Source organism: Tepidicella baoligensis (genome assembly GCF_013432195.1).
Classification (GTDB): domain Bacteria; phylum Pseudomonadota; class Gammaproteobacteria; order Burkholderiales; family Burkholderiaceae_C; genus Tepidicella; species Tepidicella baoligensis.
Window position 1 is genome coordinate 149,905 of sequence record NZ_JACCDB010000003.1, and the last position, 23,815, is coordinate 173,719.

Consider the following 23,815-nt stretch of genomic DNA (forward strand, 5'->3'; position numbering starts at 1 on the left):
GGAGCTGCAATAATGCCGACTCATGAAATTCCTCCGTTTTTCCGACATCTGCGCCAGCGGACAGGCCGCCGGCAAGCGCGTTTTCATCCGGGCCGACCTCAACGTGCCCCAGGACGACGAAGGCAACATCACCGAGGACACGCGCATCCGCGCCTCGCTGCCCGCGATCCAGATGGCTCTGGGAGCCGGTGCGGCGGTGATGGTCACCTCCCACCTGGGCCGCCCGACCGAGGGCGAGTTCCGCCCCGAGTACTCCCTGGCCCCGGTCGCCCGGCGTCTGGGCAAGCTGCTGGGCCGTGAGGTGCCGCTGGTGGCCGACTGGGTGGACGGCGGCTTCGAAGTCAAGCCCGGCGAAGTGGTGTTGCTGGAAAACTGCCGCTTCAACATCGGCGAGAAGAAGAACTCACCCGAACTGGCCGCCAAGCTGGGCAAGCTGTGCGATATCTTCGTGCACGATGCCTTCGGCACCGCCCACCGGGTCGAGGCCACGACCTATGGCATCGCCGAAACCGCGCCGGTGGCCTGTGCCGGCCCGCTGCTGGCCGCCGAGATGGATGCCATCTCCAAAGCGTTGGAGAATCCGCGCCGGCCGCTGGTGGCCATCGTCGGCGGCTCCAAGGTGAGCACCAAGCTGTCCATCCTCAAGACGCTGGCGTCCAAGGTAGATCAGCTCATCGTGGGCGGCGGCATCGCCAACACCTTCTTGCTGGCGGCGGGCAAGCGCATCGGCGACTCCCTGGCCGAGCCCGAGATGGTGCGCGAGGCGCAGCAGGTGATGGACTTGATGAAGGCGCGGGGCGCCGAGGTGCCGCTGCCGGTGGATGTGGTGGTGGCCGACGAGGTGTCGGCACTGGCGCGCGCCAACCGCGTGTCGGTGGACGAAGTCGGTCCGCACGACCGCATCCTGGACGTCGGCCCCAAGACCTCGGCCAAACTGGCCGACATCATCGCGCACGCGGGTACCATCGTCTGGAACGGACCGCTCGGCGTGTTCGAAATCCCACAGTTTGCGGGTGGCACCAAAATGCTGGCGTCGGCCATCGCGCATTCGGACGCGTTTTCGATCGCCGGTGGGGGCGACACGCTGGCCGCCATTGCCAAGTTCCACATCGAGGACGACATCGACTACATCTCCACGGGTGGAGGGGCCTTCCTGGAGGTGCTGGAAGGCAAGACATTGCCGGCTTTCGAGGTGCTGGCCAAGCGCGCCTGAACATCCACCACCCGCTGCCCCGCAACCCCATGCCTGCCCGTGCCACCAAGATCGTTGCCACCCTCGGCCCCGCCTCCAGCGATCCCGATCTGCTGGAGGCCATGATCCGTGCCGGTGTCAACGTGGTACGGCTCAATTTCTCGCACGGCAGCGCGGACGACCATCGGCAGCGCGCCCGCTTGGTTCGCGAGGCTTCGCACCGGGCGGGCCGGGAAGTGGCCATCATGGCCGATCTGCAGGGCCCCAAAATCCGGGTCGGCAAGTTTGCCGAGGGACGGGTCCAGCTGGAGGCGGGTCAAGCCTTTGTGCTGGATGCCGACCGCACCGAGCCGGGGAATGCCCAAAGCGTCGGGCTGGACTACAAGGAGCTGCCGCGCGACGTACGCCCAGGGGACACCCTGCTGCTCAACGATGGGCTGATCGTGCTCAAGGTGCTGCGCGTGGAGGGCGCTGCGGTGCACACCGAGGTGGTGGTGGGCGGCGAGCTGTCGAATAACAAGGGCATCAACAAACAGGGCGGCGGGCTGACGGCCCCCGCGCTCACCGCCAAGGACATGGAGGACATCAAGATCGCCATGGCCTTGCAGGCCGACTACGTGGCGGTGAGCTTTCCCAAAAGCGCCACCGATATGGAGCTGGCCCGCCAGCTGTGCCAGGTGGCCTGCCCATCGGGTCACAAGCCGGGGCTGATAGCCAAGATCGAGCGCGCCGAGGCCATCCCCGAGCTGGAAAACATCCTGCGTGCGAGCGACGGCATCATGGTCGCGCGCGGCGATCTGGCCGTGGAGGTGGGGCATGCCGCCGTGCCGGCGCTGCAAAAGCGCATGATCCGTCTGGCCCACGAACACGACCGTTTCGTGATCACCGCCACGCAGATGATGGAGAGCATGATCCATGCGCCCGTGCCCACGCGCGCGGAAGTCAGCGACGTGGCCAACGCCGTGCTCGACGGCACCGACGCCGTGATGCTCAGCGCCGAGACCGCCGCCGGCAAGTACCCGCTGCAGACCGTGCGGGAAATGGCGCAGATCTGCGAAGCCGCCGAGAAGGCCGATCACCACGAGCTGGAATCGGATTTCATGGGCAAGCGCTTCCACCGCATCGACCAGTCGATCGCGATGGGTGCGCTGTTCACCGCCTCGCACCTGGGGGCCAAGGCGATCGTGGCCTTGACCGAGTCCGGCTCCACCGCGCTGTGGATGAGCCGGCACAAGGTCAACATCCCCATCTATGCCGTCACCTCCAAGCTGGCGACGCAACGCCGCATGACGATCTACCGCAACGTGCGGCCCCTGCTCATGGACACCAGCGCCGACCGCGACACCGCGCTGCGGCAGGCCGAGAACTACCTGATGGAACGCGGCATCGTCAAGCCGGGCGACATTTACGCCATCACCTGCGGCGAGCCCATGGGCACACCAGGCGGCACCAACATGCTCAAGCTCTGCAGCGTGCGCGGCTGAGCGGCCCCGCGTCAGGCCCCGGCGCCGAGCGCGGGGAAGATCTTGACGAGCCCCCCGGCCATCACCTCCACGGCGAGGGCGGCCAGAATCAGGCCCATGAGCCGGGTCATCACGTTGATGCCGGTCTTGCCCAGGACCCGGGCGATGGGTTCGGCCAGGGTGAAGCACACCGCCGTGGCCAGGCCAATGACCACCCCGTAGCCCACCAGGGCGGCGTGCTGCCAGAAGGTCTGGGCCTGGTCGGCGTAGATCACCACGGTGGACATGCTGGCCGGGCCCGTGAGCAACGGAATGGTCAGCGGCACCACGGCAATGGAAGCGCGTGCGGAGGCGTCGTCCACCTCGTCTTGGGTGGTCTTGGCCTCGGCCGGCTGGGCGTTGAGCATGGACAAAGCAGCGGTCAGCAGCAGCATGCCGCCGCCGACCTGGAAACTGGCCAGCGAGATGCTGAAAAACTCCAGGATTTTCAGGCCCAGCACGGCGGCGGTGGCGATCACCGCGAAGGCGCTGAACGACGCGGTGAGCACGGTGCGGCGCCGTTGCGCCTTGGAGAACCCTTGCGTGTAATGGATGAAGAAGGGCACGATCGCCAGCGGGTTGACGATGGCCAGCAGGGTGATGAGCGGCTTGAGGTCCATCGAGGCGGGGGGGAGTCAGCAGACGCTCAGGTCAGGCTGGGGCAGGGTATCCAGACCCGGTCGGGCCAACAGGTAGTCCTGGAACAGCGTCACCCCCATGTCGCGCAGAGTGTGGAGTTCGGCGCGGGTTTCGATGCCCTCGGCGATGACTTCGCAGCCCAGTGATCGGCAGGTGCCGATGACGCCGCCGACGATGGCGCGCCGGACCGTATCCTGGTCGATGTCGCGCGTCAGCGCCATGTCGAGCTTGACGATGTGGGGCTGGAACTGGGCGAGCAGGTTCAGCCCGGAGTAGCCGGCCCCGAAGTCGTCGATGGCGGTGAGGAAGCCGCGCTGCTGGTAGTCCTTGATGATGCGCAGGGCATGGTCTGGATCGCGCATCCGCTCGGACTCCGTCATTTCGAAGATGAGGCGTTCTGGCGGGAAGTCGACTTTGCGTGCCGCTGCCAGGGTCAGGCGGATGCAGGTGGCCGGTTCATAGACGGCATTGGGCAGAAAATTGATCGACAGATGCGATTCCATGCCCAGGCGTTTGGCGGTTGAGATGGCGAGCACACGGCAAGTCTGGTCGAAAGTGTAGAGCTGGTCGGGCCGCACGGCGGCGATCACCTCGCCGGCGGAGGCGCCCTGGGCACCCCGGATCAGCGCCTCGTAGGCGAAGACCTGGCGCGCCTGCACGTCCACGATGGGCTGGAACGCGATCTTCAGCTCCATGTTCAGGGGCTGCGCGTCGCGACAGCGGATACAGCCGAGGAGCTCGTCGTCCGCGTCGTCAAAGAATTCGTTGAGGTACATGGGCGTCGGTCACATGGGTGTGGGAATTGGAGGGACTATAGCTTGCCCTCAGCAGATGCGTGGCAGCGGATCGCCCGCCAGCCAGTGCACCAGCCGGCGGCCACCGAGGCGGGTCTGCATCTGCACGAAGCGCCGCTCGTCGGACACCACGGCGCCGATCTGTGCGGCCTCCCTGCCCAGGGGGTGGGCGCGCAGGGCCCGAAGCGCTTGCGGGGCCAGCTCGGCCGGGCAGAGCACGATCATGCGGCCTTCGCAGGCCATGTCCAGCGGGTCCAGGCCGAGCAGTTCGCAGGCGGCGGCCACGGCCGGGCGCACCGGAATGGCCGCCTCTTCCAGCACCATGCCGACACCGGACTGGTGGGCGATCTCGTTGAGCGTGGCCGACAGGCCGCCGCGCGTCGGGTCGCGCAGCACATGCACCTCGGGGACGGCTTGCAGCAGATCGGCCACGAGGCCGTGCAGGGCCGCGGTGTCGGACACGATGGGAGTGGCCAGCCCCAGCGATTCGCGGGCGCACAGGATGGCCAGGCCATGTTCGCCGATGGGACCGGTGACAAGGATGTGGTCGCCGGGCCGGGCGCGCGCGCCGTGCACATCGACGCCGTCACGCAGCACGCCCACGCCGGTGGTGGCGATGTAGACGCCACCGCCCTGCCCGCGCGGCACGACCTTGGTATCGCCCGTGACCACGGGCACACCCGCCGCGCGCGAGGCACGGGCCATGGACGCGACGATGCGCTGCAGGTCCGCGAGCGCCAGCCCCTCCTCCAGAATGAAGCTGGCCGAGAGGTAGAGCGGCTGCGCGCCCATGGCGGCCACGTCGTTCAGGGTGCCATGCACCGCCAGGCAGCCGATGTCGCCACCGGGAAAGAACAGTGGGGAGACGACGTGCGCATCGGTGGCCATGACGAGCTGGCCTCGGGGGGTGGGCAGCACGGCCCCGTCGTTGCCGGCGTCCAGGTGCGGGTTGCCCAAGATCTGCACGAACAGCTGTTGCACCAGTTGCGTCATGGCCCGGCCGCCGGCGCCGTGGGTCAGGTCCACATGGCCGTGGGTCAGGTCCAGCGTGGGGGCGAAGAAGTCGGTGCGGGCGGTCATGCGGGCTGGGTGGTGCTCTGGGGAGGCGTGGCGGGCGGGTCGCGCCAGCGCCCGTACTGGTAGTGCGCCGCGCAGGCGCCTTCGGCCGACACCATGCAGGCGCCGATCGGGTGTTCCGGTGTGCAGCCGGTGCCGAAGATGCGGCAGTCCTGGGGCCGCTTGTCGCCGCGCACGATGGCGGCGCATTCGCAGGCCTTGTGGTCGGACACGGGCCGGTAGGCGAGGCCGAAGCGGCGTTCGGCGTCGAAATCGGCATAGGCGTCGGCCAGCCGCAGCGCACTGTCGGGCAGGCTGCCGAGGCCACGCCATTCGAAGGACTCGCGCCGCGTGAACACCTGCTGCATCAGCGCTTGGGCCTTGGCGTTGCCCTGACGGGTGACGGCGCGGGTGAAGGCGGTCTCCACGCGGTGCTGGCCCTGGACGATCTGGCGCAGCAGCCACCAGATCGCCTGCAACAGGTCCAGCGGCTCGAAACCGGCGATCACGATGGGCTTGCGGTGCTGGCGGGCCACGGCCTCGTAGGGGGCGCTGCCGATCACGGTGGACACGTGGCCGGGACCGATGAAGCCGTCGATGACCGCGGGCTCAGGCCCACTGAGGATGGCGTGCATGGCCGCCGGCGTGAGCACATGGTGGCACAGCACCGAGAAGTTGCGCAGCCCTTCGGCGTGGGCTTGGAGTACGGCTACCGCAGTGGGGGGCGTGGTGGTTTCGAAGCCGATGGCCAGGAACACCACCTGTTGCTGCGGATGTTCCCGCGCCCACTGCAGGGCCTGCAGCGGCGAGGTGAGCATGCGCACCTGCGCACCCAGCGCCTGGGCTTTGCGCAGCGTCAGGCGGTCCGAGGCTGGCACCCGCAACACGTCGCCGTAGGTGAACAGGGTCACGCCGGGCCGCTGCGCCAGCGCGATGGCCTGGTCGATGCGGCCGATAGGCAGCACGCAGACCGGGCAACCCGGTCCATGGATGAGGCGCAGGCGTGGGGGCAGCAAGTCCTGCAGTCCATGGCGTGACAGGGCATGGGTGTGGCCGCCGCAAAACTCCATCACGCGCACGTCGCGGTCGGGCGGCATGGCCTGTGCAATGGCGTCGGCCAGGCCCTGCGCCAGACGGGCATCGCGAAAGGCGTGCATGAGATGGGGAGGTGACTCCGTGGCGGGGTTCATGGCAAGGGTGGGGGCAGGGGGTCGAACTGGAGTTCACGTATCAGGGCCAGCGTGGCCAGGGCTTCAGCCTCGTCGATCACTTGCAGGGCAAAGCCCACGTGCACGATCACGTAGTCGCCCACCTGCACCCCGTCGAGCAGGGCCAAAGACACCCGCTGGCGCACGCCGTCCAGCTCCACCCAGGCGTCTTGGGGCGGGAGCAGTTCAACCACGCGGGCAGGGACAGCCAGACACATGGCTCAATGGTAGGCCAGAACCAGCCGGGCCACCACGGCCTGCCCGTAGGCGATGGCGGCATCGCCCGGCGGCAGGCGCCGTGGCAACAGGCAGCGCAGGCCGGCGCGGGTGAGGCGATCGAGCAGGGCACTGCGCAACAGCCGGTTGTGCAGGCAGCCACCGCCCAGCGCGACGGTGTCGGTGCCTGCCTGCGCCGCAGCGTTCATGAGCCAGGTGGCGAGGCCTTCGGCCAGTGTGGCCTGGAAGCAGGCGGCGCCTGCGTCGGCGTCGGGTGTATTGGCCAGATGGTCCAGCAACGGGCCGAAATCGAGTCGTTCCGGCTGGCCAGGGGAGGTATGTTTTTGCCAACCTCCGGTTAAAGGTGGCCAGGGGCCGTGGCGTTGAGCGGCGGCTTCGAGGGCTTGCGCGGCAGCGGCCGGGTGCGCTTGCCGGTGGCACAGGCCCAGCAACGAGGCGGCCGCATCGAACAGCCGGCCCAGACTGGTCGAGGGGGGGCAGCGCACGCCTCGGTCGAGCAGGTGCAGCAGTGGCTCGGCCATGCCGGCCGGCCCATGAGCACGGGCGTGGGCCAGCGCCCTGTCGGCATGGCCCAGCCGGTGCAGCGCGGCCACGGCCAGGCGCCAGGGTTCGCGGCTGGCGGCGTCGCCACCCGGCAGGGGCAGTGGACTCAGATGGCCCAGCCGGGTGGCGTGCGGGCCATGCAGGCGCAGCAGCTCACCGCCCCAGGCCTGGCCATCGGTGCCCAGGCCGAAGCCGTCCAGGGCCAGCCCCACGAGGTCAGGGGCCGGTTCGGACGGCGCGTGCTCGGCCCACACCGCCGCGAGGTGGGCGTGGTGGTGCTGTACGGCCAGCGTGGGCACACCCGCTTCGGCGGCCAGGGCTTGGCCCAGCCGCGTGCTGGGAAAGTCCGGATGCAGATCGTGGGCCAGGGTGTGTGCGGGCGAGCCTTGGGAAGCCAGTTGTTGCCAGCCGGTCTGGGCTTGGGCGGTGTGCTGCTCGCAGGCCGTTGCGTCGTCCAGATCGAGTGGCGGGCGGCTGAGCTGGGCGAATCGCGCGGCGGCCACGCACACGGTGGCCTGAGAGAGTGCACCGAGCGCCAGCACGGGTGGCCCGGGAGGCAGCGGCAGGTCGTCGATCCAGGCGTCGGCCACAGCGTGCTCGGGAGGTCAGGCGGGTGGCGCGGGCCGCCCGGTCAGCGGACCGTCGCGAGCGGGGCCAGGCGCAGAGCCGCCTGCAGCCACGCCAGCCAGTCGTCCATGCCCTCGCCGGTGGTGGCCGACACGCGGATGATGCGCAGGGCTGGGTTGACACGTCGCGCATGGGTTTCGGCCTGGGCCACATCGAACGATAGGTGCGGTAGCAAATCGCACTTGTTGAGCAGCATCACGTCGGCGCTGCGGAACATGTCGGGGTATTTGAGGGGTTTGTCCTCGCCTTCGGTCACGGAATGGATGACCACCCGATGAGCCTCCCCCAGGTCGAACGCGGCGGGGCAGACCAGGTTGCCCACGTTCTCGATCATGAGCAGCCCGCCACGCGGCAGGGGCAAGGCGGGCAGGGCCTGGGCCACCATGCGGGCGTCCAGGTGGCAACCCTTGCCGGTGTTGATCTGCAACGCCGGCGCACCGGTGGCGCGAATGCGCTCGGCGTCCAAGCCGGTCTGCTGGTCCCCCTCGATGACCGCGACCGGCACCCGGCCGGCGAGTTGCTCGATGGTCTTGACCAGCAAGGTGGTCTTGCCCGACCCCGGGCTGGACACGAGGTTCAGCGCCAGCACGCCCAGCCCCGCGAAGGTGGCGCGGTTGATGATCGCCTGCCGGTCGTTGCGGGCCAGCAGGTCCTGTTCGATCTGTACCAGGCGCGGTTCGGGTGCCAGTGTCACATGGGTCACATGGGCATCCGCGTGGTCACGATGATGTTCGTGGGTATGTCCGTGCGCATGAACATGCCCGTGGTGGTCATGTGAGTGGTCGTGGGCAGGGTAGGTGTGGAAGGTGGCGCCGTCGCCGCCACAGCCGCAGGTGGTGCACATGGAGGTCTCCCGGTTCATTCCACGTCCAGATCGCGGACGCGCAGTTCGGTGCCCGACAGCACCTGCATCGGCAGGTGGCCGCAGGCCATGCATGCATCGTACAGCGTGGAGAGCGCCTGCTGCCGTCCACAGGCCGGGCAAGCCCCCTGAGCGGCCACGGGCAGCAGCACCAGTTCGGCGCCTTCGGCGCAGGTGCCGTGGCTGGCGGCGTCGAAGGCCAGCGCCAGCGCCTGCGGCTCCACGCACGACAGATCGCCCACCTCCAGCCGCACCACCCGGGCCCGCTGGAAGCCCTGAGACAAGGCCGCCGATTCGATCAGGCGCACCATTTCCTCAGCGAGGGACAGTTCGTGCATGCTGCAAGGATAAGCCGGTTTGGCTGGTGTGTTGAAGTGCGTGAGAGTTCGAAATCGATTACCCTAGAAAAAACGGAGGCAAGCCCATGGGCCAGGCCGGTGTGCAATCACCCCTGTATGTGTTCGAGAAGTTCGATGCCGGCATCGTGCTGCTCAACAAGCGGCGCGAGGTGGTGGGCATGAACGACTATGCTCGCAGCGTGTTGCCGGTCGATCGGATGCAGCCCTTCGACCGCTTCGTGCTCGACTTTCACCCCGAGCGCTCGCGTGCCAAGGTCAACTTCATGCTGGATCAGGCCAGCGGTTGCCCGGTGGCGAACAACCTGCCGATGACCATGATCATCAACATTCCGGAACAGGTGTTGCTGATCAAGGTTTCCCGCATCACCGACGCCAGTCAGCGGCTCACAGGCTATGCGCTGGTGTTCTACGACGTGACGCAGATCGTCAGCCAGGACGATCCATCGTCCCATGCCAGCGCACGCCGGCTCAACCGCATACCGACCGTCGCCAACCAGAAGATCGCCTTCGTCAACACGACGGACGTGTGCTGCATCGAGTCCGACGGCCATTACTGCCGGGTACTCACCCCCGAGGGCTGGCATTTCTGCAACCTCAGCATCAGTGATCTGGAAGCCCGGCTCGACCCGGAGCAGTTTGTGCGCGTGCACCGCCGCTTCATCGTACGGCTCGGGGCGATCGAGTCGTTGGTGCGGGACGGCAGCAAGACCCGCATTCAACTGCATCGGCATCCCAAGGTGGCCGTACCTGTCTCGCGGACCGAGGTGACCCGCCTGCGCGAACGCTTGGGGTTGCGAGGCAAAACCTAGCGCGACGACAGCTCCGGATTTTCCCTGATTGCGCGAAACCGCTGGGCTTGATCTCGTCGTTTCGTGCAGCTCAGGCTGCAATTCGTGCGAGATTTTCGCGTTTCAGGTTTTTCTGGGGCTCAAAACCCATGGCTATACAGGGTCATGCCCTGGGCGTAGACTGATTTTGCATTGACAAAAATCAATTTCCCCCCCCGAAAACGAGGAGACGCCATGATTCCACCGAGCTTCGAATACCACGCGCCGCGCTCCGTCGGCGAAGCGGTGGCCCTGCTGGGCCAGTATGGGTCGGATGCCAAGCTGCTGGCTGGTGGCCACAGCCTGCTGCCGATGATGAAGCTGCGCTTCGCGCAGCCGGCACACTTGATCGATATCAACCGCATCCCGGAGCTGCGCGGCATCCACGAAGAAGGCGACACGGTGGTGATCGGCGCGATGACGGTCGAGAACGACCTGATCAACTCCCCCATCCTCCAGGCCAAGGTGCCGCTGCTGGCCGAGGCGGCCAAGCTGATCGCCGACCCGCAGGTGCGCAACCGCGGCACCATCGGCGGCGACATCGCGCACGGTGATCCGGGCAACGACCATCCAGCGCTGTCCCTGGCCTGCAACGCTAGTTTCGTGCTCGAAGGCCCCAACGGCCGGCGCACGGTGGCGGCGGACGGCTTTTTCCTCGGCACTTACATGACGTTGCTGGAGGAGACCGAAGTGATGGTCGAGATCCGCGTGCCCGCCTTCGCGCAGGGCACCGGCTGGGCTTACGAAAAGCTCAAGCGCAAGACGGGCGACTGGGCCACCGCCGGCTGTGCGGTCGTCATGCGCAAGAGCGGCAACACCGTCAGCCACGTCCGCATCGCACTGACCAATGTGGCGCCGACCGCGCTGCGGGCCGAGGCCGCCGAGCAGGCGGTGCTGGGCAAGGCCCTGACGCCCGACGTGCTGGAGGCCGCCGCGCAGGCCGCGATGGCGATCTGCGAGCCGGCCGAGGACCTGCGCGGCGACGCCGAATACAAGACCGCGATGGCGGGGCAGATGGTCAAGCGCGCGCTGACCAAGGCCTTCGCCCGTTGCCAGTGAGCCCCACGCCCAGGAGACGACCATGCCCAAGAAATTGATTTCCGTTACCGTCAACGGCAAAGTGCAGGAAAAGGCCGTCGAGCCGCGCACGCTGCTGATCCACTTTCTGCGCGAGGAGCTGAACCTGACTGGCGCACACATCGGCTGCGAAACCAGCCACTGCGGCGCCTGCACGGTGGACATCGATGGCCGCAGCGTCAAGAGCTGCACCCACCTGGCGGTGCAGTGCGACGGCTCCCAGGTGCTGACCGTGGAAGGCCTGGCCAACAAGGGTGTGCTGCACGCGGTGCAGGAGGGGTTCTACCAGGAGCACGGTCTGCAGTGCGGCTTCTGCACCCCCGGCATGCTGATGCGCGCCTACCGCTTCTTGCAGGAGAACCCGAACCCCACCGAGGCCGAGATCCGCATGGGGATGAGCGGCAACCTGTGCCGCTGCACGGGCTACCAGAACATCGTCAAGGCCGTGCAGTACGCCGCCCGCAAGCTGCAGGCATCGGCCACCGCCACCGCCTGAACGCCCACCGATACGGAGAACCGCACATGAACGCACCCGTCAATTCCGTCGAGGCCCGCGAAGTTGCGCTGGCCGGCATGGGCGCCTCGCGCCTGCGCAAGGAGGATGCCCGCTTCATCCAGGGCAAGGGCAACTACGTCGACGACATCAAGCTGCCCGGCATGCTGCACATGGACATCGTGCGCTCGCCGGTGGCCCACGCGCGCATCAAGCGCATCAACAAAGAGGCCGCGCTGGCCATGCCCGGCGTGCACGCCGTGTTGACGGCCGACGACCTCAAGCCGCTGAAGCTGCACTGGATGCCGACCCTGGCCGGCGACGTGCAGGCCGTGCTGGCCGACGGCAAGGTGCACTTCCAGATGCAAGAGGTGGCCATCGTCATCGCCGACGACCGCTACATCGCCGCCGACGCGGTCGAGGCGGTGGAGGTCGAGTACGACGAGCTGGACCCGGTGGTGGACCCCTACGCCGCCCTGGCCCCGGATGCCCCGGTGATCCGCGAGGACCTGGCCGGCAAGACCGAAGGCGCACACGGCAAGCGCGAACACCACAACCACATCTTCACATGGGAAGCGGGCGACAAGGCCGCGGCCGATGCCGCATTTGCCAACGCACCGGTGACGGTGAGCCAGCACATGTATTACCCGCGCGTGCACCCCTGCCCGCTCGAGACCTGCGGCTGTGTGGCCAGTTTCGACCCGGTGCGCGGCGAACTGACGACCTGGATCACCAGCCAGGCCCCGCACGTGGTGCGCACCGTGGTGTCCATGCTGTCCGGCGTGCCGGAATCCAAGGTCCGCATCATCAGCCCGGACATCGGCGGCGGTTTCGGCAACAAGGTGGGCGTGTACCCCGGCTACGTGTGCGCCATCGTCGCGTCCATCGTGCTGGGCCGTCCCGTCAAGTGGGTGGAAGACCGTGTGGAGAACATCTCCACCACCGCCTTCGCCCGCGACTACCACATGGACGGCGAGCTGGCCGCCACCGCCGACGGCAAGATCCTGGGTCTGCGCGTCAACGTCGTGGCCGACCACGGCGCGTTCGACGCGTGTGCGGACCCGACCAAGTTTCCCGCGGGCCTGTTCCACATCTGCTCAGGCTCGTATGACATCCCGGCCGCGCACTGCTCGGTCAAGGGCGTCTACACCAACAAGTCGCCGGGCGGCGTGGCCTACCGCTGCTCGTTTCGCGTCACCGAGGCGGTGTACCTGATCGAGCGCATGGTGGACGTGCTGGCGCAAAAGCTGGGCATGGACAAGGCCGAGATCCGCGCCAAAAACTTCATTCGCAAGGAACAGTTCCCCTACACCAGCGCCTTCGGCTTCGAGTACGACAGCGGCGACTACCACACGGCGCTCAAGAAGGTGCTGGACGCGGTGGACTACCCCGCCCTGCGCGCCGAGCAGGCGGCCAAGCGCGCCGACCCCAACAGCCCCACACTGATGGGCATCGGCCTGGTCACCTTCACCGAGGTGGTGGGCGCCGGCCCCAGCAAAATGTGCGACATCCTGGGCGTGGGCATGTTCGACTCGTGCGAGATCCGCGTGCACCCCACCGGCAGCGCGATCGCCCGCATGGGCACGATCACGCAGGGCCAAGGCCACCAGACCACCTACGCGCAGATCATCGCCACCGAGCTGGGCATCCCGTCCGAGGTGATCCAGGTGGAGGAAGGCGACACCAGCACCGCGCCCTACGGGCTGGGCACGTACGGTTCGCGCTCCACACCGGTGGCTGGGGCCGCCATCGCGATGGCGGCGCGCAAAATCCACGCCAAGGCGCGCAAGATCGCCGCGCACATGCTGGAGGTGAACGAGGCCGACCTCGACTGGGAAGTCGACCGCTTCAAGGTCAAGGGCGATGACTCCAAGTTCAAGACCATGGCCGACATCGCCTGGCAGGCCTACCACCAGCCGCCCGCCGGCATGGAGCCGGGCCTGGAGGCGGTGCACTACTACGACCCGCCGAACTTCACCTTCCCCTTCGGTATCTACCTGTGCGTGGTGGACATCGACCGCGCCACGGGCGAGACCAAGGTCCGCCGCTTCTACGCGCTGGACGACTGCGGCACGCGCATCAACCCGATGATCATCGAAGGCCAAATCCATGGCGGCCTGACCGAGGGCTTCGCGGTGGCCATGGGCCAGCAGATGCCGTACGACGCGCAGGGCAATTTGTTGGGCAACACGCTGATGGACTACTTCCTGCCGACGGCCGTCGAGGCGCCGAAGTGGGAGACCGACTACACCGTCACACCCAGCCCGCACCACCCGATCGGTGCCAAGGGCGTGGCCGAGTCGCCGCACGTGGGCTCGATCCCGACCTTCACCGCCGCCGTGGTGGACGCCTTCGCCCACGTCGGCGTCACCCACCTGGACATGCCGCACACCTCGTTCCGCGTCTGGAAGGCGCTCAAGGAACATGGCCTGGCCCTGTAAACCGAAGGATTCAACATGGAAGTCAAACTCGACAAGCAGTACCCACTCGATGTGGATGCCGAGCGAGCGTGGAAGCTGCTCTCGGACCTGAAGGCCACGGCCGCTTGCATGCCGGGTGCCGAGATCACCGAACAGCTGAGCGACACCAGCTACAAGGGTTGCGTGAAGGTCAAAGTGGGACCGGCAACCGCCCAGTTCGGTGGCACGGTCGACGTGCTGGAAAAGGCAGATGCCGAGCGCAAGGTGGTCATGCGCGGCAAGGGCGCCGACAAGGGCGGCTCGTCTGCCACCATGGATCTGACGGCGGTGATCGTGCCCGATCCCGACAACCCGTCGCACTGTGTGCTCAACGGCAGCGCAACGGTCATCGTCAACGGCAAGTTCGCCCAGTTCGGGGGCCGCATGATGGTGCAGGTCTCCGACATGATTCTGAGCCAGTTCGTGGAGAACTTCCGCCAGACCGCACTGGCCATGCCGGCCCCAGCGAAAGGGGCGGCTGGTGCCGCGGCGGCCCATACAACGACCGAAGAAGCTGCAAGTCCCTCATCAGGTGTCCGCGCGGACGCTGTGGCTGCATCCAAGGCGGCGCCGGTGGTGGCGAAGGAAATCAACGGCCTGAGCATCTTCTGGCGCTTGGTGAAATCGTGGTTCCTCGGCCTGTTCGGCCGGCGCACCTGACGGGAGGCTACCGACGATGTCCAGCACCGGCCAGGCCCAGCTGCGTCAGCAGTTGCAGCGTGCGGGCTACCTCGCCGACGAGGCGTTGGCCACCACGCTGTGGCTGGCGCGTACCCTTCAGCGGCCCCTGCTGCTGGAAGGCGATGCCGGGGTCGGCAAAACCGCCTTGGCCGCCGCCTTGGCACGGGCCGAGGGCGCCGAGCTGGTGCGCTTGCAATGCTACGAGGGCCTGGACATGGCGCAGGCCGCCTACGAATGGAATTACGGGCGCCAGCTGATGGCCATTCGCCTGAGCGAAGCAGGTTCCAATCGTTTACGCGAGACCGATCTGTTCACCCGGGACTATCTGATGGAGCGGCCGCTGCTCAAGGCGCTGAGCACCGAAACAGCCTGTGTGTTGCTGATTGATGAGGTCGATCGCGCCGATGCGGCCTTCGAAGCGTTCCTGCTCGAGACCTTGGCCGAGTACCAGCTCACCATCCCCGAACTGGGCACGGTGAAAGCGCGGCAGGTGCCCACCGTGATATTGACCAGCAACGGAACGCGCGAGCTGTCGGATGCCCTGCGCAGGCGCTGCCTCTACCACTACCTCGACTACCCCACGCTGGCGCGTGAAATGGCCATCGTCCGGGAGGCTCTGCCCGATGCCGATGGCCGCCTGGTCGAGGAGGCGGTGACTTTTGTACAGCGTCTGCGCCAAGAAGACTTGGCCAAGACCCCCGGGATTGCCGAAACACTGGATTGGTTGCGTGCTCTGCACGGCATGCACTGGAGTGCCCTACCAGAAGACATGACCGCACTCCTGACCACCCTGGGCTGTTTGCTCAAGACGCGCGAAGATCGGTTCGCCATCGGTGAAGACCGCGCGCGACAGCTGATTGAAGGTCGCCGCACCGTGGGCGTGGCTGAAAAAACGCCCAGTCTGACGGGGGTCACATGATGTCCACTTTGCCAAAGCCGGTTGGTGAACGCCTGGCGGGGTTTGCCCAGTTCTTGCGCGATCACGGGCTGCCGGTGGGACTCACCGAGCAGCAGGCGATGTTGCAGGCGGCGCACGTCTTGGGCGCCACGCAGGCCCGTGGGCTCGAGGCGGCGTGGCGCGCCATCGCATGCAGCAACGCCCGGCAGTGGAAGCAGTGGCCGGAGCTGTTCGAGCGGTACTGGTATCCGCATCGGCTCAAAGGCACGGTGAAGGTCAGCGGCGCCACGCGCCCGCGGCGGGATCTGCGCCAGGCGGTAGCCAATTTGAAGCAGACAGGTGACGAGGGTGGGCAGATCCCCGGTGCCTCTCCAGCGGCCATGGCGGCGGCCGACCACGCCTTCGGTGTGGGCGAGAGCGCCGAGGCTGACGCGCCCCGTAGCATGGGAGGGGCTGCACGCACCGATGCGCTGCACGACCGGGCCCACCAGATGTGGATGCCCGACGACCTGCATGCACTGCAGCGGTTGGCCCAGGACATTCACCAGCACATGCGGCCCCGGCCCACCCGGCGCTGGCAAAGCCACCCCGCCGGGCAACGGCTGGCCCTGCGCGCCACCCTGCGTCGCAGTGTGCCTCACGGAGGTTGGCCGTTGACGCCGGTATGGCAGCGGCCACAGACCCAACCGCCCCGGCTGTTTCTGTTGGTCGACGTGAGCCGCTCCATGGAGTCGCACGCGGCATTCTTTCTGCGCGTGGCGCGTGCCTTTGCCCGCTGTGCCGATGCGCGGGTGTTTGTGTTCCACGTGCGGCTGGCCGAAATCACGCCGCTGCTGCAGCGCGACAGTGCTGTGGTGCAGGAAAAAATCAATGCAGTCACCGCCGGTTTTGGCGCTGGCACCCGTATTGCCACCAACCTGCAAGCTTTCACCCGCCAGAGCGCCCGCGCCCAGCTGAGCCGCGACAGTCGCGTCTGGTTGATGTCGGACGGCTTCGATACCGACGCGCCCGAAGCACTGCGCGAATCCTTGCAGGCACTGCGCCGTCACGGCGCGCGCATCACCTGGTTTCACCCCACGCGGCAGCGGCCTGCCTCCGCAGCCTTGGAGCAGGCTCGAAGCTGCGTGGATCATTTTCTGCCACTGGCCACCCTGGCAGATCTGGCCCGGGCTCGTCCGTGGCTGTACTGATGCACGACTGGAGAGCGATCATGAACCTGACCGCCTGGCTCGAAGCGGCCCAACAGTTCCACTCGCAACAGCGGGCCTATGCCCTGGTGACGGTGCTGCGTGTCACGCCGCCCGCTTCTGCCCGAGCGGGTGACAAGGCGGTGGTCACGGCCGACGGTACCCTCAGGGGCTGGATCGGCGGTGGCTGCGCGCAGCCCGCGGTCATCAAGGCGGCCCGGCTCGCGCTGGCCGACGGCCAACCGCGCACCATCCGCATCACCCCAGCCAGCGAGAGCGAAGAAAAGCAGCTGGAGGATGTGCTGGAGTTCGGCATGTCCTGCCATTCGGGGGGGACGCTGGAGCTGTTTGTGGACCCGGTGCTGCCCCAAGAAGCACTGGTGGTGTTTGGCGATTCGCCGGTGGCACGTGCGCTGTGTGATCTGGCGCCGCGCGTGGGCTTTGCCGTGCACTGGGTGGCCCAGGGGGCGGTGGCCACGGATGCCCCTGCAGCCCATCGGGTGCTGGACAACGACGATGCCGCATCGGTGACGGCCACCGTGCCGCCGGCCAGCTGGGTGGTTGTGGCCACGCAGGGGCGGCGCGACATGCCGGCCCTGAAGGCGGCGTTGCAGATCCGTGCCCGCAGAATCTGGTTCGTGGCCAGCGAACGCAAGGCGGGTGTGCTGAAAGACAGCCTGCTGGCCGCTGGCGAAGACGCGGACCGTGTCGGGGCCATCGTGGCGCCGGCGGGCACGCCCATCGGCGCCGACACGCCAGAGGAAATCGCCCTGTCGGTGCTGGCTTCGGTGGTGGCGGCGCGACGCCAGCAGGTCAACGATGCGGCGTCCCCAAAATCGTGCTGCGGGGGGCGCAAGCCAGCCGCTGCGCAGGCAACAGCGGCAGCGAGGGTGTCGGAAGAAGCAACGGCAGTCACGGCAGGCGCCACGCTGACGGAAGCGGCCATGGAAGCGGCAACCGCCATGCCTGAGCCGTCCACGCCTGCGGCCTCAACACAGCAGGCCAAGACATCCTGTTGTGGAGGTTGATATGGGCTGCATCCTCAAAGGCGGTGGCGGTCTCTACAGCCGTGTGGTGGTGGGGGCGGTACTCTTGGCAGCGGGTGCAGGATCGCGCATCGGATGGCGTCCGAAAAGCCTGCTGGAACTGGGCGGCGTACCCTTGATACGTCGGCAGCTCATCGCTCTGTCGGGGGCGGGCGTGGACGAGGTGGTGGTGGTGCTGGGTCACCATGCTGACCACATCGAGCCCGTGGTGCAGGACTTCCCGGTGAGCGTGGTGCGCAACCCCGTCCCGGACGACGGGCAGGTGTCGTCGCTACGTCTGGGTCTGCAGGCCCTGAGCGGCAAGCTCGACGCGGTGCTGGTGGCGCTGGCCGATCAGCCGCTGCTCAATGCCCAGGACCTGAGGGACGTGATCGGGGCCTACAAGAAGCGACCTTCGGGTACTCAGGTGGTGGTGCCCACGGTGGACGGTCTGCCCGGCAACCCCGTGATGTTTGCTGCCGAGGTACGTGATGCGGTGTTGTCGGGCAATGCCCGGCTGGGCTGCAAACAGTGGCAGGCAGCCCATCCTGAACAGGTGTATCGTTGGGACACACCCAATCGTCGTTATCGCATCGACATCGACAGCGAGGACGACATCACACAGGTGGCGGCCACCACCGGGCATCAACTGCGCTGGCCGGCCCGTTGGCAGACTGAAGCTGCGCAGCCATGAGCGCCGCTGATCGACACACCGGGGACTGGGCCCCCGCGCTGTGGGCCACCCCACTGGGCACCTACCAGTGGCTCCATGCTGCCACGGTCAACCCGCTGCTGGAACGCGGGCTGGGCAGGGGATAAGCGTGCATCCGTTGCCGGTCGCTCATCCTGTACGCTCGATCCCGAGTCGGTTGATGTCGGTTTCCGGCTGGGGCATAGCCCATCAGGTGTGCGTGGCCTGTCTGACTTACAGCGCCTGGCTGGTATTGCTCCAGATGGGCATGACGCTGACCTGGAATTGGTTCAGTGGGCTGTTGCCGCTGGCGGCGTGGTGGGCATGGTGGATTCTGGATCCCCTGGGAGACAGGGGCCGACATCAGCGGGTGGCGATGTGGGCGGCAGTCGGTGTAGGGGTGGGAATATGCCTGGCTCACATGGGTGGCCGAACGCTGTTGGGCTGGACGGGTCTGCTGCTGGCAGCATGGACTTGGGCGCAATGGCTCCGCTCTGTGCCGCAGTACCGACTCGCCTGTGAAGCGTGCGGGTCGTTGTCGCGCCTGTGCGTGAGTGTGCCGACCCAATTGGCCGGGCTTTTGCTGGCCGTCTGGCTTGCGGCCGATCCGATGCTCTGGACCCATCGCTGGCCAGGGCTGCTGATGGTGTGGCTGGCTTGGTTGTTGTGTGCTTGCATGAGTCGGCGTGTGCTCCAGCCTTCTCATGGTGTCCCTTCGTTTCTGTTCCACCCAGCCATGGCCTTGATGATGGGAGGGCAGCTGCTGATGGCCCAGTGGTGCGTTGCGATCGGCTGGACCTACACGCAAGCCGTATTGGCCCATGGTATCGTCATGGTCCTGGCTCATGCCGTTCATCAGGTGATGGGAGCGGATGCCGGTGCGGCTCCATCCCCATGGGCACCGAATCGCTGGCATCGGTCCGGGTATGCGCTGGCTCCTTTGCTGGGCATCGCCGCAGCGGTGTGTTTCTGGTTTGCAGATGATGCGGCGGCCATGCTGGCTGCCATGGCCTTGATCGCATTGAGCCAAACGCAGGCCCCCGCGTTTGCCGAAGCCCGTGCCTACCGCTTGTGGACCTTGAGTCTGTTCTTGCCGGCGCTGCTCTGGATGGGGTATGCCGCCCCGACTGGTGGCCCCCCAGCCATTGCCGGACCGCTCATCGGGCTCAGCGTTGTGTGGGCGATCGGGGTCTGGGTACGTCTTTGGTATGCAAGGAGGGCTTCATGAACAGCATCGATATGGATGTGATACGCAATGCGCTGGACTGGCTCGAGCGCGGCCATCGGGTGGTGTTGGGGACGGTGGTGCGTACCTGGGGTTCTGCGCCTCGACCACCCGGTTCCTTGATGGTGATTCGCGATGACGGTCAGGTCGCCGGCTCCGTGTCGGGAGGGTGCATAGAGGACGACCTCATCCGTCGCGTGGCAGCGGGCGAATTGGCCCTGCGCCGCCCGGAGGTAACCATTTATGGCCAGACCGCTGAAGAAGTACGCCGGTTCGGCTTGCCCTGCGGCGGAACGGTGCAGGTGGTGCTGGAGCCCCTGTCGCCACAGTCCCAGTTGCGCGAATTGCTGGTGGAGATTGCCGGACACCGGTTGGTGCAACGTGAGCTGGATGTGCAAACAGGCCTCGTGCGGCTCGGCCCCGTCACACATGGAGAACGAGTCTCGTTCGACGGCAGGTACCTTGTCACGGCGCATGGCCCCCGGTTGCGTCTGCTCATCATCGGCGGTGGGCAGTTGTCGCGTTATCTGGCCAGCATGGCCCTCATGCTGGACTATCAGGTCATCGTCTGCGAGCCGCGCACCGAATACCACGAAGGTTGGGATGCTCTGCCCGGTGTCACCCTTTCCACTCAGATGCCGGACGATCTGGTGCTCGCCATGAATCTGGACGAGCACAGTGCGGTCGTAGCGGTGACGCACGACCCCAAACTCGATGATCTGGCCCTGATGGAAGCCTTACGGACGCCCGCTTTTTACGTGGGGGCGCTCGGGTCCAGGCACAACAATGCGCGACGCCGCGAGCGCCTGATGGAGTTCGACGTCTCGCCGCAAGAAGCCGCCCGCATGCGTGGACCGGTGGGCCTACGCATCGGTGGATTGACGCCGCCAGAAATTGCACTCAGCATCATGGCCGAACTGACGGCGCTGCGCCGCGGCATCGATCTCAGTCAGCCTCTGAGTGATTGGTCGGTCTCATCAACAGTCTGTCAGTTGGCTTGAGGCAGGCGCCTGGTCAGGCGTGCCCGATCCGCTTGAATAGGGCACAATAGTCCGCAGCCGGCCCGGGTTCACGTGTTGCACCGGGTCAGCCTGATGTGGAGGCCTCTGTTTGCAGTTCAACGACCACCACCCTGAGCAGCTTGCATCCATCCTGAGGTTGCACCGGAATGCGCCCGAGCGGCTGCTGCAAATCCTGCACGACGTGCAGGACCACCTGGGCTGGCTCCCCCCCGCGGCCTTGACCGCCGTGGCCCAAGGGCTGGGCCTGCCTCGTGTGGCCGTGGAAAGCACGGCAGGCTTCTACAGCTTCCTGTACACCCAACCGGTCGGCGAGTATCGGGTGCTGTTCTCCGACAACATCACCGACCGCATGCTGGGCGCCCCCGCATTGATGCAACGTTTGTGTGAGCGCCTGTGGCTGGAGCCGGGCAAAGTGTCGCCGGACGGTCTGGCCAGCGTGGCCACCACCTCCTGCACCGGCCTGTGCGACCAGGGGCCTGCGCTGCTGGTCAACGGCCGTGCCATACCGCGCCTGACCAACGAACGCATCGACGCGATGGCGGGACTGATCCAACGGCGCGTGCCGGTGGCTGATTGGCCCGATGACTGGTTCGCGATCGAAGACCACATACACCGGCGCGATGCACTGCTCAGCCACGTGTGGCAAGCGGGTGAGGTGTTGCATGCTGCCCGCGAGCGGGGGGCGCAGGGCGTGCTGAAGGAAGTGGAGCGCTCCGGCCTGCGCGGGCGTGGGGGCGCGGGGTTTCCCACTGGGTTCAAGTGGCGTGCCTGCGCCGAAGCCCCGGGGGATCGGCGCGTCATCGTCTGCAATGCCGACGAGGGCGAGCCCGGCACCTTCAAGGACCGCGTGCTGCTGACCACCGCGTTCGATCTGGTGGTGGACGGCATGTGTGTGGCGGCGCTGGCCGTGGGGGCGAGCCTGGGCTTCATCTACTTGCGTGCCGAATACCGCTTCCTGTTGCCGCGCCTGCGGTCCCGGTTGGCCGAACGGCGCGTGCAGGGCCTGCTGGGGCCGGGCTGCCTCGGGTCGGGGCAGGACTTCGACATCGACATCCACCTGGGTGCCGGCGCCTACATCTGTGGCGAGGAATCGGCGCTGATCGAATCGCTGGAGGGCAAGCCGGGCAAGCCGCGCATACGCCCGCCATTCCCGGTCACCCACGGTTACCTGGGCCTGCCCACCGCCGTGAACAACGTGGAAACGCTGGCCACGGCCGCGCTGGTGGCCCTGCACGGGGGCGACTGGCTGCGCGCCATCGGCACATCGGCATCCAGCGGCACCAAGGTGCTGTCGATTTCGGGCGACGTGGCCCGCCCTGGCATCTACGAGTTCCCTTTCGGTACCCCGCTGATCGAGGTGCTTGATGCGGCCGGTGCCACCGACGTCCAGGCCGTGACCACCGCCGGGGCCGCCGGACCCTGCCTGAGTGCCAGCGAACTGGACCGCCGCATCGCCTTTGAAGACGTGGCCACCGGCGGCTCGATCATGGTGTTCAACCGCTCGCGCGACCTGTTCGAGCTGGCGCACAACGTGGCGCATTTCTTTGCCCACGAAAGCTGTGGCTTCTGCACCCCCTGCCGGGTGGGCACGGCGGTCAACGCGCGTTTGCTCGACAAGCTGGCCGCCCATCGCGGCTCGCCCTACGACCTGGACGAAATGGACCGCATGCACCGCCTCATGCAGGGTGCCAGCCATTGCGGCCTGGGCAACACCGCCACGCTGGCCCTGCAGGACCTGGTGCACAAATTCCGCCCCGCTTTCGAGCGCCGCCTGGCCTCCACGGCCTATGAACCCGCCTTCGACCTCGACGCGGCCCTCAGCGAAGCCCGCCGCATGACCGGGCGCGACGACGCCCACGCCCACCTGGGCAGCAACCGCAGCGCGGGCCTGGGGCAGACGCCATGACCACGCCATCCCCACCCGCTTCACCACCCACTTTTCTGCTCGACGGCCAGCCCGTGCCCTTCACGCCCGGCCAAACGGTGATGCAGGCCGCCTACGCGGCCGGCCGCTACATCGCCCACCTCTGCTGGCACCCCGACTTTTCCGCCCACGGTTCGTGCAAGCTGTGCACCGTGCAGGCCAACGGCCGGCTGGCCACCGGGTGCACGCTGGCTGCGGCCGAGGGCATGGAGGTGCACACCCAGACCCCCGAACTGCAAGACAAACGCCGCACCCTGTTGCAACTGCTGTTCGTGGAGGGCAACCACTTCTGTCCCTCGTGCGAGAAAAGCGGCAACTGCCAGCTGCAGGCCACGGCCTACGAGGCCGGCATGCTCACCCCGCACTTCGACCACTTCTTTCCCGCCCGGCCGGTGGACGCCTCCCACCCCGAGGTGTTGCTGGACTTCAACCGCTGCATCCTGTGCGAGCTGTGCGTGCGCGCCAGCCGGGACGTGGACGGCAAGCACGTGTTCGCCCTCTCCGGCCGGGGCACGCAGTCACACCTCATCGTCAACAGCCCCACCGGCCGGCTGGCCGACACCGACTTCGCCGCCTCCGACCGCGCGGCCGACATCTGCCCCGTCGGCGTGATCCTGAAAAAGCGCGTGGGCTTTGCCGTGCCCATCGGCCAGCGCCGTTACGACGCCCAGCCCGCCAGCGCGGTGGACGTGGCCTCACCCGCGAGGGACAACGCATGACCGAGCCCATGGCCACCCCGCCACGCAAGCTCAAGATCGCCACCGTCTCGCTGGCCGGCTGCTTCGGCTGCCACATGTCCTTTCTCGATATCGACGAACGCCTGCTGCCGCTGCTCGACCTCGTGGAATTCGACCGCTCCCCGCTCACCGACATCAAGCACTGCGGCCCCTGCGACATCGGCCTCATCGAGGGCGGCGTGTGCAACGCCGAGAACGTGCACGTGCTGCGCGAATTCCGCGCCCAGTGCCGGGTGCTGGTGGCGCTGGGGGCTTGCGCCGTCAACGGCGGTCTGCCGGCGCAGCGCAACCACCTGGCGGTGGGCGACGTGCTGCAGCAGGTCTACCTCACCGGCCACGGACTGGCCGCGGGCAGCCAGATCCCCAACGACCCGGAACTGCCCCTGCCACTGAACCAGGTGCACCCGGTGCACGAGGTGGTGCGCATCGACCACTTCCTGCCCGGTTGCCCGCCCTCGGGCGACGCCATCTGGGCCTTCCTGAACGATCTCATTGCCAGCCGTGAGCCCCGCCTGGGCCACGGCCTGCTGCACTACGACTGAATCGCTGC

The 23,815-nt window shown here is 67.2% G+C and carries 25 protein-coding genes; 17 read left to right on the plus strand and 8 right to left on the minus strand.

Going from position 1 to position 23,815, the window contains the following annotated elements:
* Positions 1-22 precede the first annotated feature (22 nt).
* Together HZS63_RS05345 and pyk are read left to right on the plus strand one after the other, a co-directional pair.
* Positions 23-1,213, plus strand: coding sequence for a phosphoglycerate kinase (locus HZS63_RS05345; RefSeq protein WP_180683021.1), 1,191 nt, complete (start codon positions 23-25; stop codon positions 1,211-1,213).
* A 29-nt stretch (positions 1,214-1,242) separates the two neighbouring features.
* Positions 1,243-2,676: a pyruvate kinase gene (gene pyk / locus HZS63_RS05350; RefSeq protein ID WP_180683022.1), complete on the plus strand. Its 1,434-nt coding sequence runs from the start codon at positions 1,243-1,245 to the stop codon at positions 2,674-2,676.
* A gap of 11 nt (positions 2,677-2,687) precedes the next feature.
* Here the strand turns inward: pyk and HZS63_RS05355 are convergent, their stop codons facing one another.
* From HZS63_RS05355 to HZS63_RS05390, 8 genes are read right to left on the minus strand one after another with little or no spacing between them, the layout of a single operon-like run.
* A complete protein-coding gene (locus HZS63_RS05355; protein WP_180683023.1) occupies positions 2,688-3,314 on the minus strand; it encodes a MarC family protein in 627 nt (208 codons plus the stop codon).
* Between the two features lie 15 nt (positions 3,315-3,329).
* Positions 3,330-4,109 carry an EAL domain-containing protein gene (locus tag HZS63_RS05360; RefSeq protein ID WP_180683024.1) on the minus strand — a complete coding sequence of 260 codons (780 nt, stop codon included), beginning with the start codon at positions 4,107-4,109 and terminating at the stop codon, positions 3,330-3,332.
* Positions 4,110-4,157: 48 nt separating this feature from the next.
* Positions 4,158-5,207: a hydrogenase expression/formation protein HypE gene (hypE, locus tag HZS63_RS05365; protein WP_180683025.1), complete on the minus strand. Its 1,050-nt coding sequence runs from the start codon at positions 5,205-5,207 to the stop codon at positions 4,158-4,160.
* The gene (gene hypD / locus HZS63_RS05370; RefSeq protein ID WP_246316172.1) at positions 5,204-6,373 is read right to left on the minus strand and encodes a hydrogenase formation protein HypD; all 1,170 of its coding nucleotides are present in this window, start codon (positions 6,371-6,373) and stop codon (positions 5,204-5,206) included. Before hypD ends, hypE begins: the two co-directional genes overlap by 4 nt.
* Entirely contained in the window at positions 6,370-6,609 is a 240-nt protein-coding gene (locus tag HZS63_RS05375) for a HypC/HybG/HupF family hydrogenase formation chaperone (protein ID WP_180683026.1), read from the minus strand. The genes hypD and HZS63_RS05375 overlap by 4 nt, the downstream gene beginning before the upstream one ends.
* 3 nt (positions 6,610-6,612) lie before the next feature.
* Entirely contained in the window at positions 6,613-7,761 is a 1,149-nt protein-coding gene (locus HZS63_RS05380) for a Kae1-like domain-containing protein (RefSeq protein ID WP_180683027.1), read from the minus strand.
* A 41-nt stretch (positions 7,762-7,802) separates the two neighbouring features.
* Complete coding sequence (gene hypB / locus HZS63_RS05385; protein WP_180683028.1) at positions 7,803-8,642, minus strand: hydrogenase nickel incorporation protein HypB; 840 nt, start codon at positions 8,640-8,642, stop codon at positions 7,803-7,805.
* Between the two features lie 14 nt (positions 8,643-8,656).
* Positions 8,657-8,998 carry a hydrogenase maturation nickel metallochaperone HypA/HybF gene (locus HZS63_RS05390; RefSeq protein ID WP_180683029.1) on the minus strand — a complete coding sequence of 114 codons (342 nt, stop codon included), beginning with the start codon at positions 8,996-8,998 and terminating at the stop codon, positions 8,657-8,659.
* An 86-nt stretch (positions 8,999-9,084) separates the two neighbouring features.
* On the opposite strand from HZS63_RS05390, the gene HZS63_RS05395 reads away from it, so the two are divergent.
* The 15 genes from HZS63_RS05395 (at position 9,085) to HZS63_RS05460 (ending at position 23,807) form a co-directional block, all read left to right on the plus strand.
* Complete coding sequence (locus HZS63_RS05395) at positions 9,085-9,828, plus strand: LytTR family DNA-binding domain-containing protein (protein ID WP_180683030.1); 744 nt, start codon at positions 9,085-9,087, stop codon at positions 9,826-9,828.
* 213 nt (positions 9,829-10,041) lie between these two features.
* Positions 10,042-10,905 carry an FAD binding domain-containing protein gene (locus HZS63_RS05400; RefSeq protein ID WP_180683031.1) on the plus strand — a complete coding sequence of 288 codons (864 nt, stop codon included), beginning with the start codon at positions 10,042-10,044 and terminating at the stop codon, positions 10,903-10,905.
* Between the two features lie 22 nt (positions 10,906-10,927).
* Positions 10,928-11,419: a (2Fe-2S)-binding protein gene (locus HZS63_RS05405; RefSeq protein ID WP_180683032.1), complete on the plus strand. Its 492-nt coding sequence runs from the start codon at positions 10,928-10,930 to the stop codon at positions 11,417-11,419.
* A 26-nt stretch (positions 11,420-11,445) separates the two neighbouring features.
* Positions 11,446-13,857, plus strand: a complete 2,412-nt coding sequence (locus HZS63_RS05410; RefSeq protein ID WP_180683033.1) for an aerobic carbon-monoxide dehydrogenase large subunit — start codon at positions 11,446-11,448, stop codon at positions 13,855-13,857.
* A 15-nt stretch (positions 13,858-13,872) separates the two neighbouring features.
* A complete protein-coding gene (locus HZS63_RS05415; protein ID WP_180683034.1) occupies positions 13,873-14,535 on the plus strand; it encodes an SRPBCC family protein in 663 nt (220 codons plus the stop codon).
* A gap of 16 nt (positions 14,536-14,551) precedes the next feature.
* Positions 14,552-15,475 (plus strand): AAA family ATPase, encoded by a 924-nt coding sequence (locus HZS63_RS05420; protein ID WP_180683035.1) that lies wholly within the window; start codon positions 14,552-14,554, stop codon positions 15,473-15,475.
* Positions 15,475-16,644: a VWA domain-containing protein gene (locus tag HZS63_RS05425; protein WP_180683036.1), complete on the plus strand. Its 1,170-nt coding sequence runs from the start codon at positions 15,475-15,477 to the stop codon at positions 16,642-16,644. Before HZS63_RS05420 ends, HZS63_RS05425 begins: the two co-directional genes overlap by 1 nt.
* Positions 16,645-16,664: 20 nt before the next feature.
* Positions 16,665-17,669, plus strand: a complete 1,005-nt coding sequence (locus HZS63_RS05430) for an XdhC family protein (protein WP_180683037.1) — start codon at positions 16,665-16,667, stop codon at positions 17,667-17,669.
* 1 nt (position 17,670) lies between these two features.
* Complete coding sequence (locus HZS63_RS05435) at positions 17,671-18,360, plus strand: nucleotidyltransferase family protein (RefSeq protein ID WP_180683038.1); 690 nt, start codon at positions 17,671-17,673, stop codon at positions 18,358-18,360.
* Positions 18,357-18,485: a hypothetical protein gene (locus HZS63_RS14120; protein WP_281364029.1), complete on the plus strand. Its 129-nt coding sequence runs from the start codon at positions 18,357-18,359 to the stop codon at positions 18,483-18,485. Before HZS63_RS05435 ends, HZS63_RS14120 begins: the two co-directional genes overlap by 4 nt.
* A 53-nt stretch (positions 18,486-18,538) precedes the next feature.
* Complete coding sequence (locus HZS63_RS05440; protein ID WP_180683039.1) at positions 18,539-19,585, plus strand: hypothetical protein; 1,047 nt, start codon at positions 18,539-18,541, stop codon at positions 19,583-19,585.
* On the plus strand, positions 19,582-20,583 hold the full coding sequence (locus HZS63_RS05445) for an XdhC family protein (protein ID WP_180683040.1): 1,002 nt from the start codon (positions 19,582-19,584) through the stop codon (positions 20,581-20,583). Before HZS63_RS05440 ends, HZS63_RS05445 begins: the two co-directional genes overlap by 4 nt.
* Before the next feature lie 109 nt (positions 20,584-20,692).
* Positions 20,693-22,510: an NAD(P)H-dependent oxidoreductase subunit E gene (locus HZS63_RS05450; protein ID WP_180683041.1), complete on the plus strand. Its 1,818-nt coding sequence runs from the start codon at positions 20,693-20,695 to the stop codon at positions 22,508-22,510.
* Positions 22,507-23,247, plus strand: a complete 741-nt coding sequence (locus tag HZS63_RS05455; protein WP_180683042.1) for a 2Fe-2S iron-sulfur cluster-binding protein — start codon at positions 22,507-22,509, stop codon at positions 23,245-23,247. Before HZS63_RS05450 ends, HZS63_RS05455 begins: the two co-directional genes overlap by 4 nt.
* Positions 23,244-23,807, plus strand: coding sequence for an NADH-quinone oxidoreductase subunit B family protein (locus tag HZS63_RS05460; protein ID WP_219339093.1), 564 nt, complete (start codon positions 23,244-23,246; stop codon positions 23,805-23,807). The genes HZS63_RS05455 and HZS63_RS05460 overlap by 4 nt, the downstream gene beginning before the upstream one ends.
* The last annotated feature ends 8 nt before the right edge of the window (positions 23,808-23,815 follow it).

Bases quoted from the DNA above. Each gene is read 5' to 3' on its own strand.
- HZS63_RS05345 (WP_180683021.1), top strand. From the start codon at position 23: ATGAAATTCCTCCGTTTTTCCGACATCTGCGCCAGCGGACAGGCCGCC.
- pyk (WP_180683022.1), top strand. From the start codon at position 1,243: ATGCCTGCCCGTGCCACCAAGATCGTTGCCACCCTCGGCCCCGCCTCC.
- HZS63_RS05355 (WP_180683023.1), bottom strand. From the start codon at position 3,314: ATGGACCTCAAGCCGCTCATCACCCTGCTGGCCATCGTCAACCCGCTG.
- HZS63_RS05360 (WP_180683024.1), bottom strand. From the start codon at position 4,109: ATGTACCTCAACGAATTCTTTGACGACGCGGACGACGAGCTCCTCGGC.
- hypE (WP_180683025.1), bottom strand. From the start codon at position 5,207: ATGACCGCCCGCACCGACTTCTTCGCCCCCACGCTGGACCTGACCCAC.
- hypD (WP_246316172.1), bottom strand. From the start codon at position 6,373: ATGAACCCCGCCACGGAGTCACCTCCCCATCTCATGCACGCCTTTCGC.
- HZS63_RS05375 (WP_180683026.1), bottom strand. From the start codon at position 6,609: ATGTGTCTGGCTGTCCCTGCCCGCGTGGTTGAACTGCTCCCGCCCCAA.
- hypB (WP_180683028.1), bottom strand. From the start codon at position 8,642: ATGTGCACCACCTGCGGCTGTGGCGGCGACGGCGCCACCTTCCACACC.
- HZS63_RS05390 (WP_180683029.1), bottom strand. From the start codon at position 8,998: ATGCACGAACTGTCCCTCGCTGAGGAAATGGTGCGCCTGATCGAATCG.
- HZS63_RS05395 (WP_180683030.1), top strand. From the start codon at position 9,085: ATGGGCCAGGCCGGTGTGCAATCACCCCTGTATGTGTTCGAGAAGTTC.
- HZS63_RS05400 (WP_180683031.1), top strand. From the start codon at position 10,042: ATGATTCCACCGAGCTTCGAATACCACGCGCCGCGCTCCGTCGGCGAA.
- HZS63_RS05405 (WP_180683032.1), top strand. From the start codon at position 10,928: ATGCCCAAGAAATTGATTTCCGTTACCGTCAACGGCAAAGTGCAGGAA.
- HZS63_RS05410 (WP_180683033.1), top strand. From the start codon at position 11,446: ATGAACGCACCCGTCAATTCCGTCGAGGCCCGCGAAGTTGCGCTGGCC.
- HZS63_RS05415 (WP_180683034.1), top strand. From the start codon at position 13,873: ATGGAAGTCAAACTCGACAAGCAGTACCCACTCGATGTGGATGCCGAG.
- HZS63_RS05420 (WP_180683035.1), top strand. From the start codon at position 14,552: ATGTCCAGCACCGGCCAGGCCCAGCTGCGTCAGCAGTTGCAGCGTGCG.
- HZS63_RS05425 (WP_180683036.1), top strand. From the start codon at position 15,475: ATGTCCACTTTGCCAAAGCCGGTTGGTGAACGCCTGGCGGGGTTTGCC.
- HZS63_RS05430 (WP_180683037.1), top strand. From the start codon at position 16,665: ATGAACCTGACCGCCTGGCTCGAAGCGGCCCAACAGTTCCACTCGCAA.
- HZS63_RS05435 (WP_180683038.1), top strand. From the start codon at position 17,671: ATGGGCTGCATCCTCAAAGGCGGTGGCGGTCTCTACAGCCGTGTGGTG.
- HZS63_RS14120 (WP_281364029.1), top strand. From the start codon at position 18,357: ATGAGCGCCGCTGATCGACACACCGGGGACTGGGCCCCCGCGCTGTGG.
- HZS63_RS05440 (WP_180683039.1), top strand. From the start codon at position 18,539: ATGTCGGTTTCCGGCTGGGGCATAGCCCATCAGGTGTGCGTGGCCTGT.
- HZS63_RS05445 (WP_180683040.1), top strand. From the start codon at position 19,582: ATGAACAGCATCGATATGGATGTGATACGCAATGCGCTGGACTGGCTC.
- HZS63_RS05455 (WP_180683042.1), top strand. From the start codon at position 22,507: ATGACCACGCCATCCCCACCCGCTTCACCACCCACTTTTCTGCTCGAC.
- HZS63_RS05460 (WP_219339093.1), top strand. From the start codon at position 23,244: ATGACCGAGCCCATGGCCACCCCGCCACGCAAGCTCAAGATCGCCACC.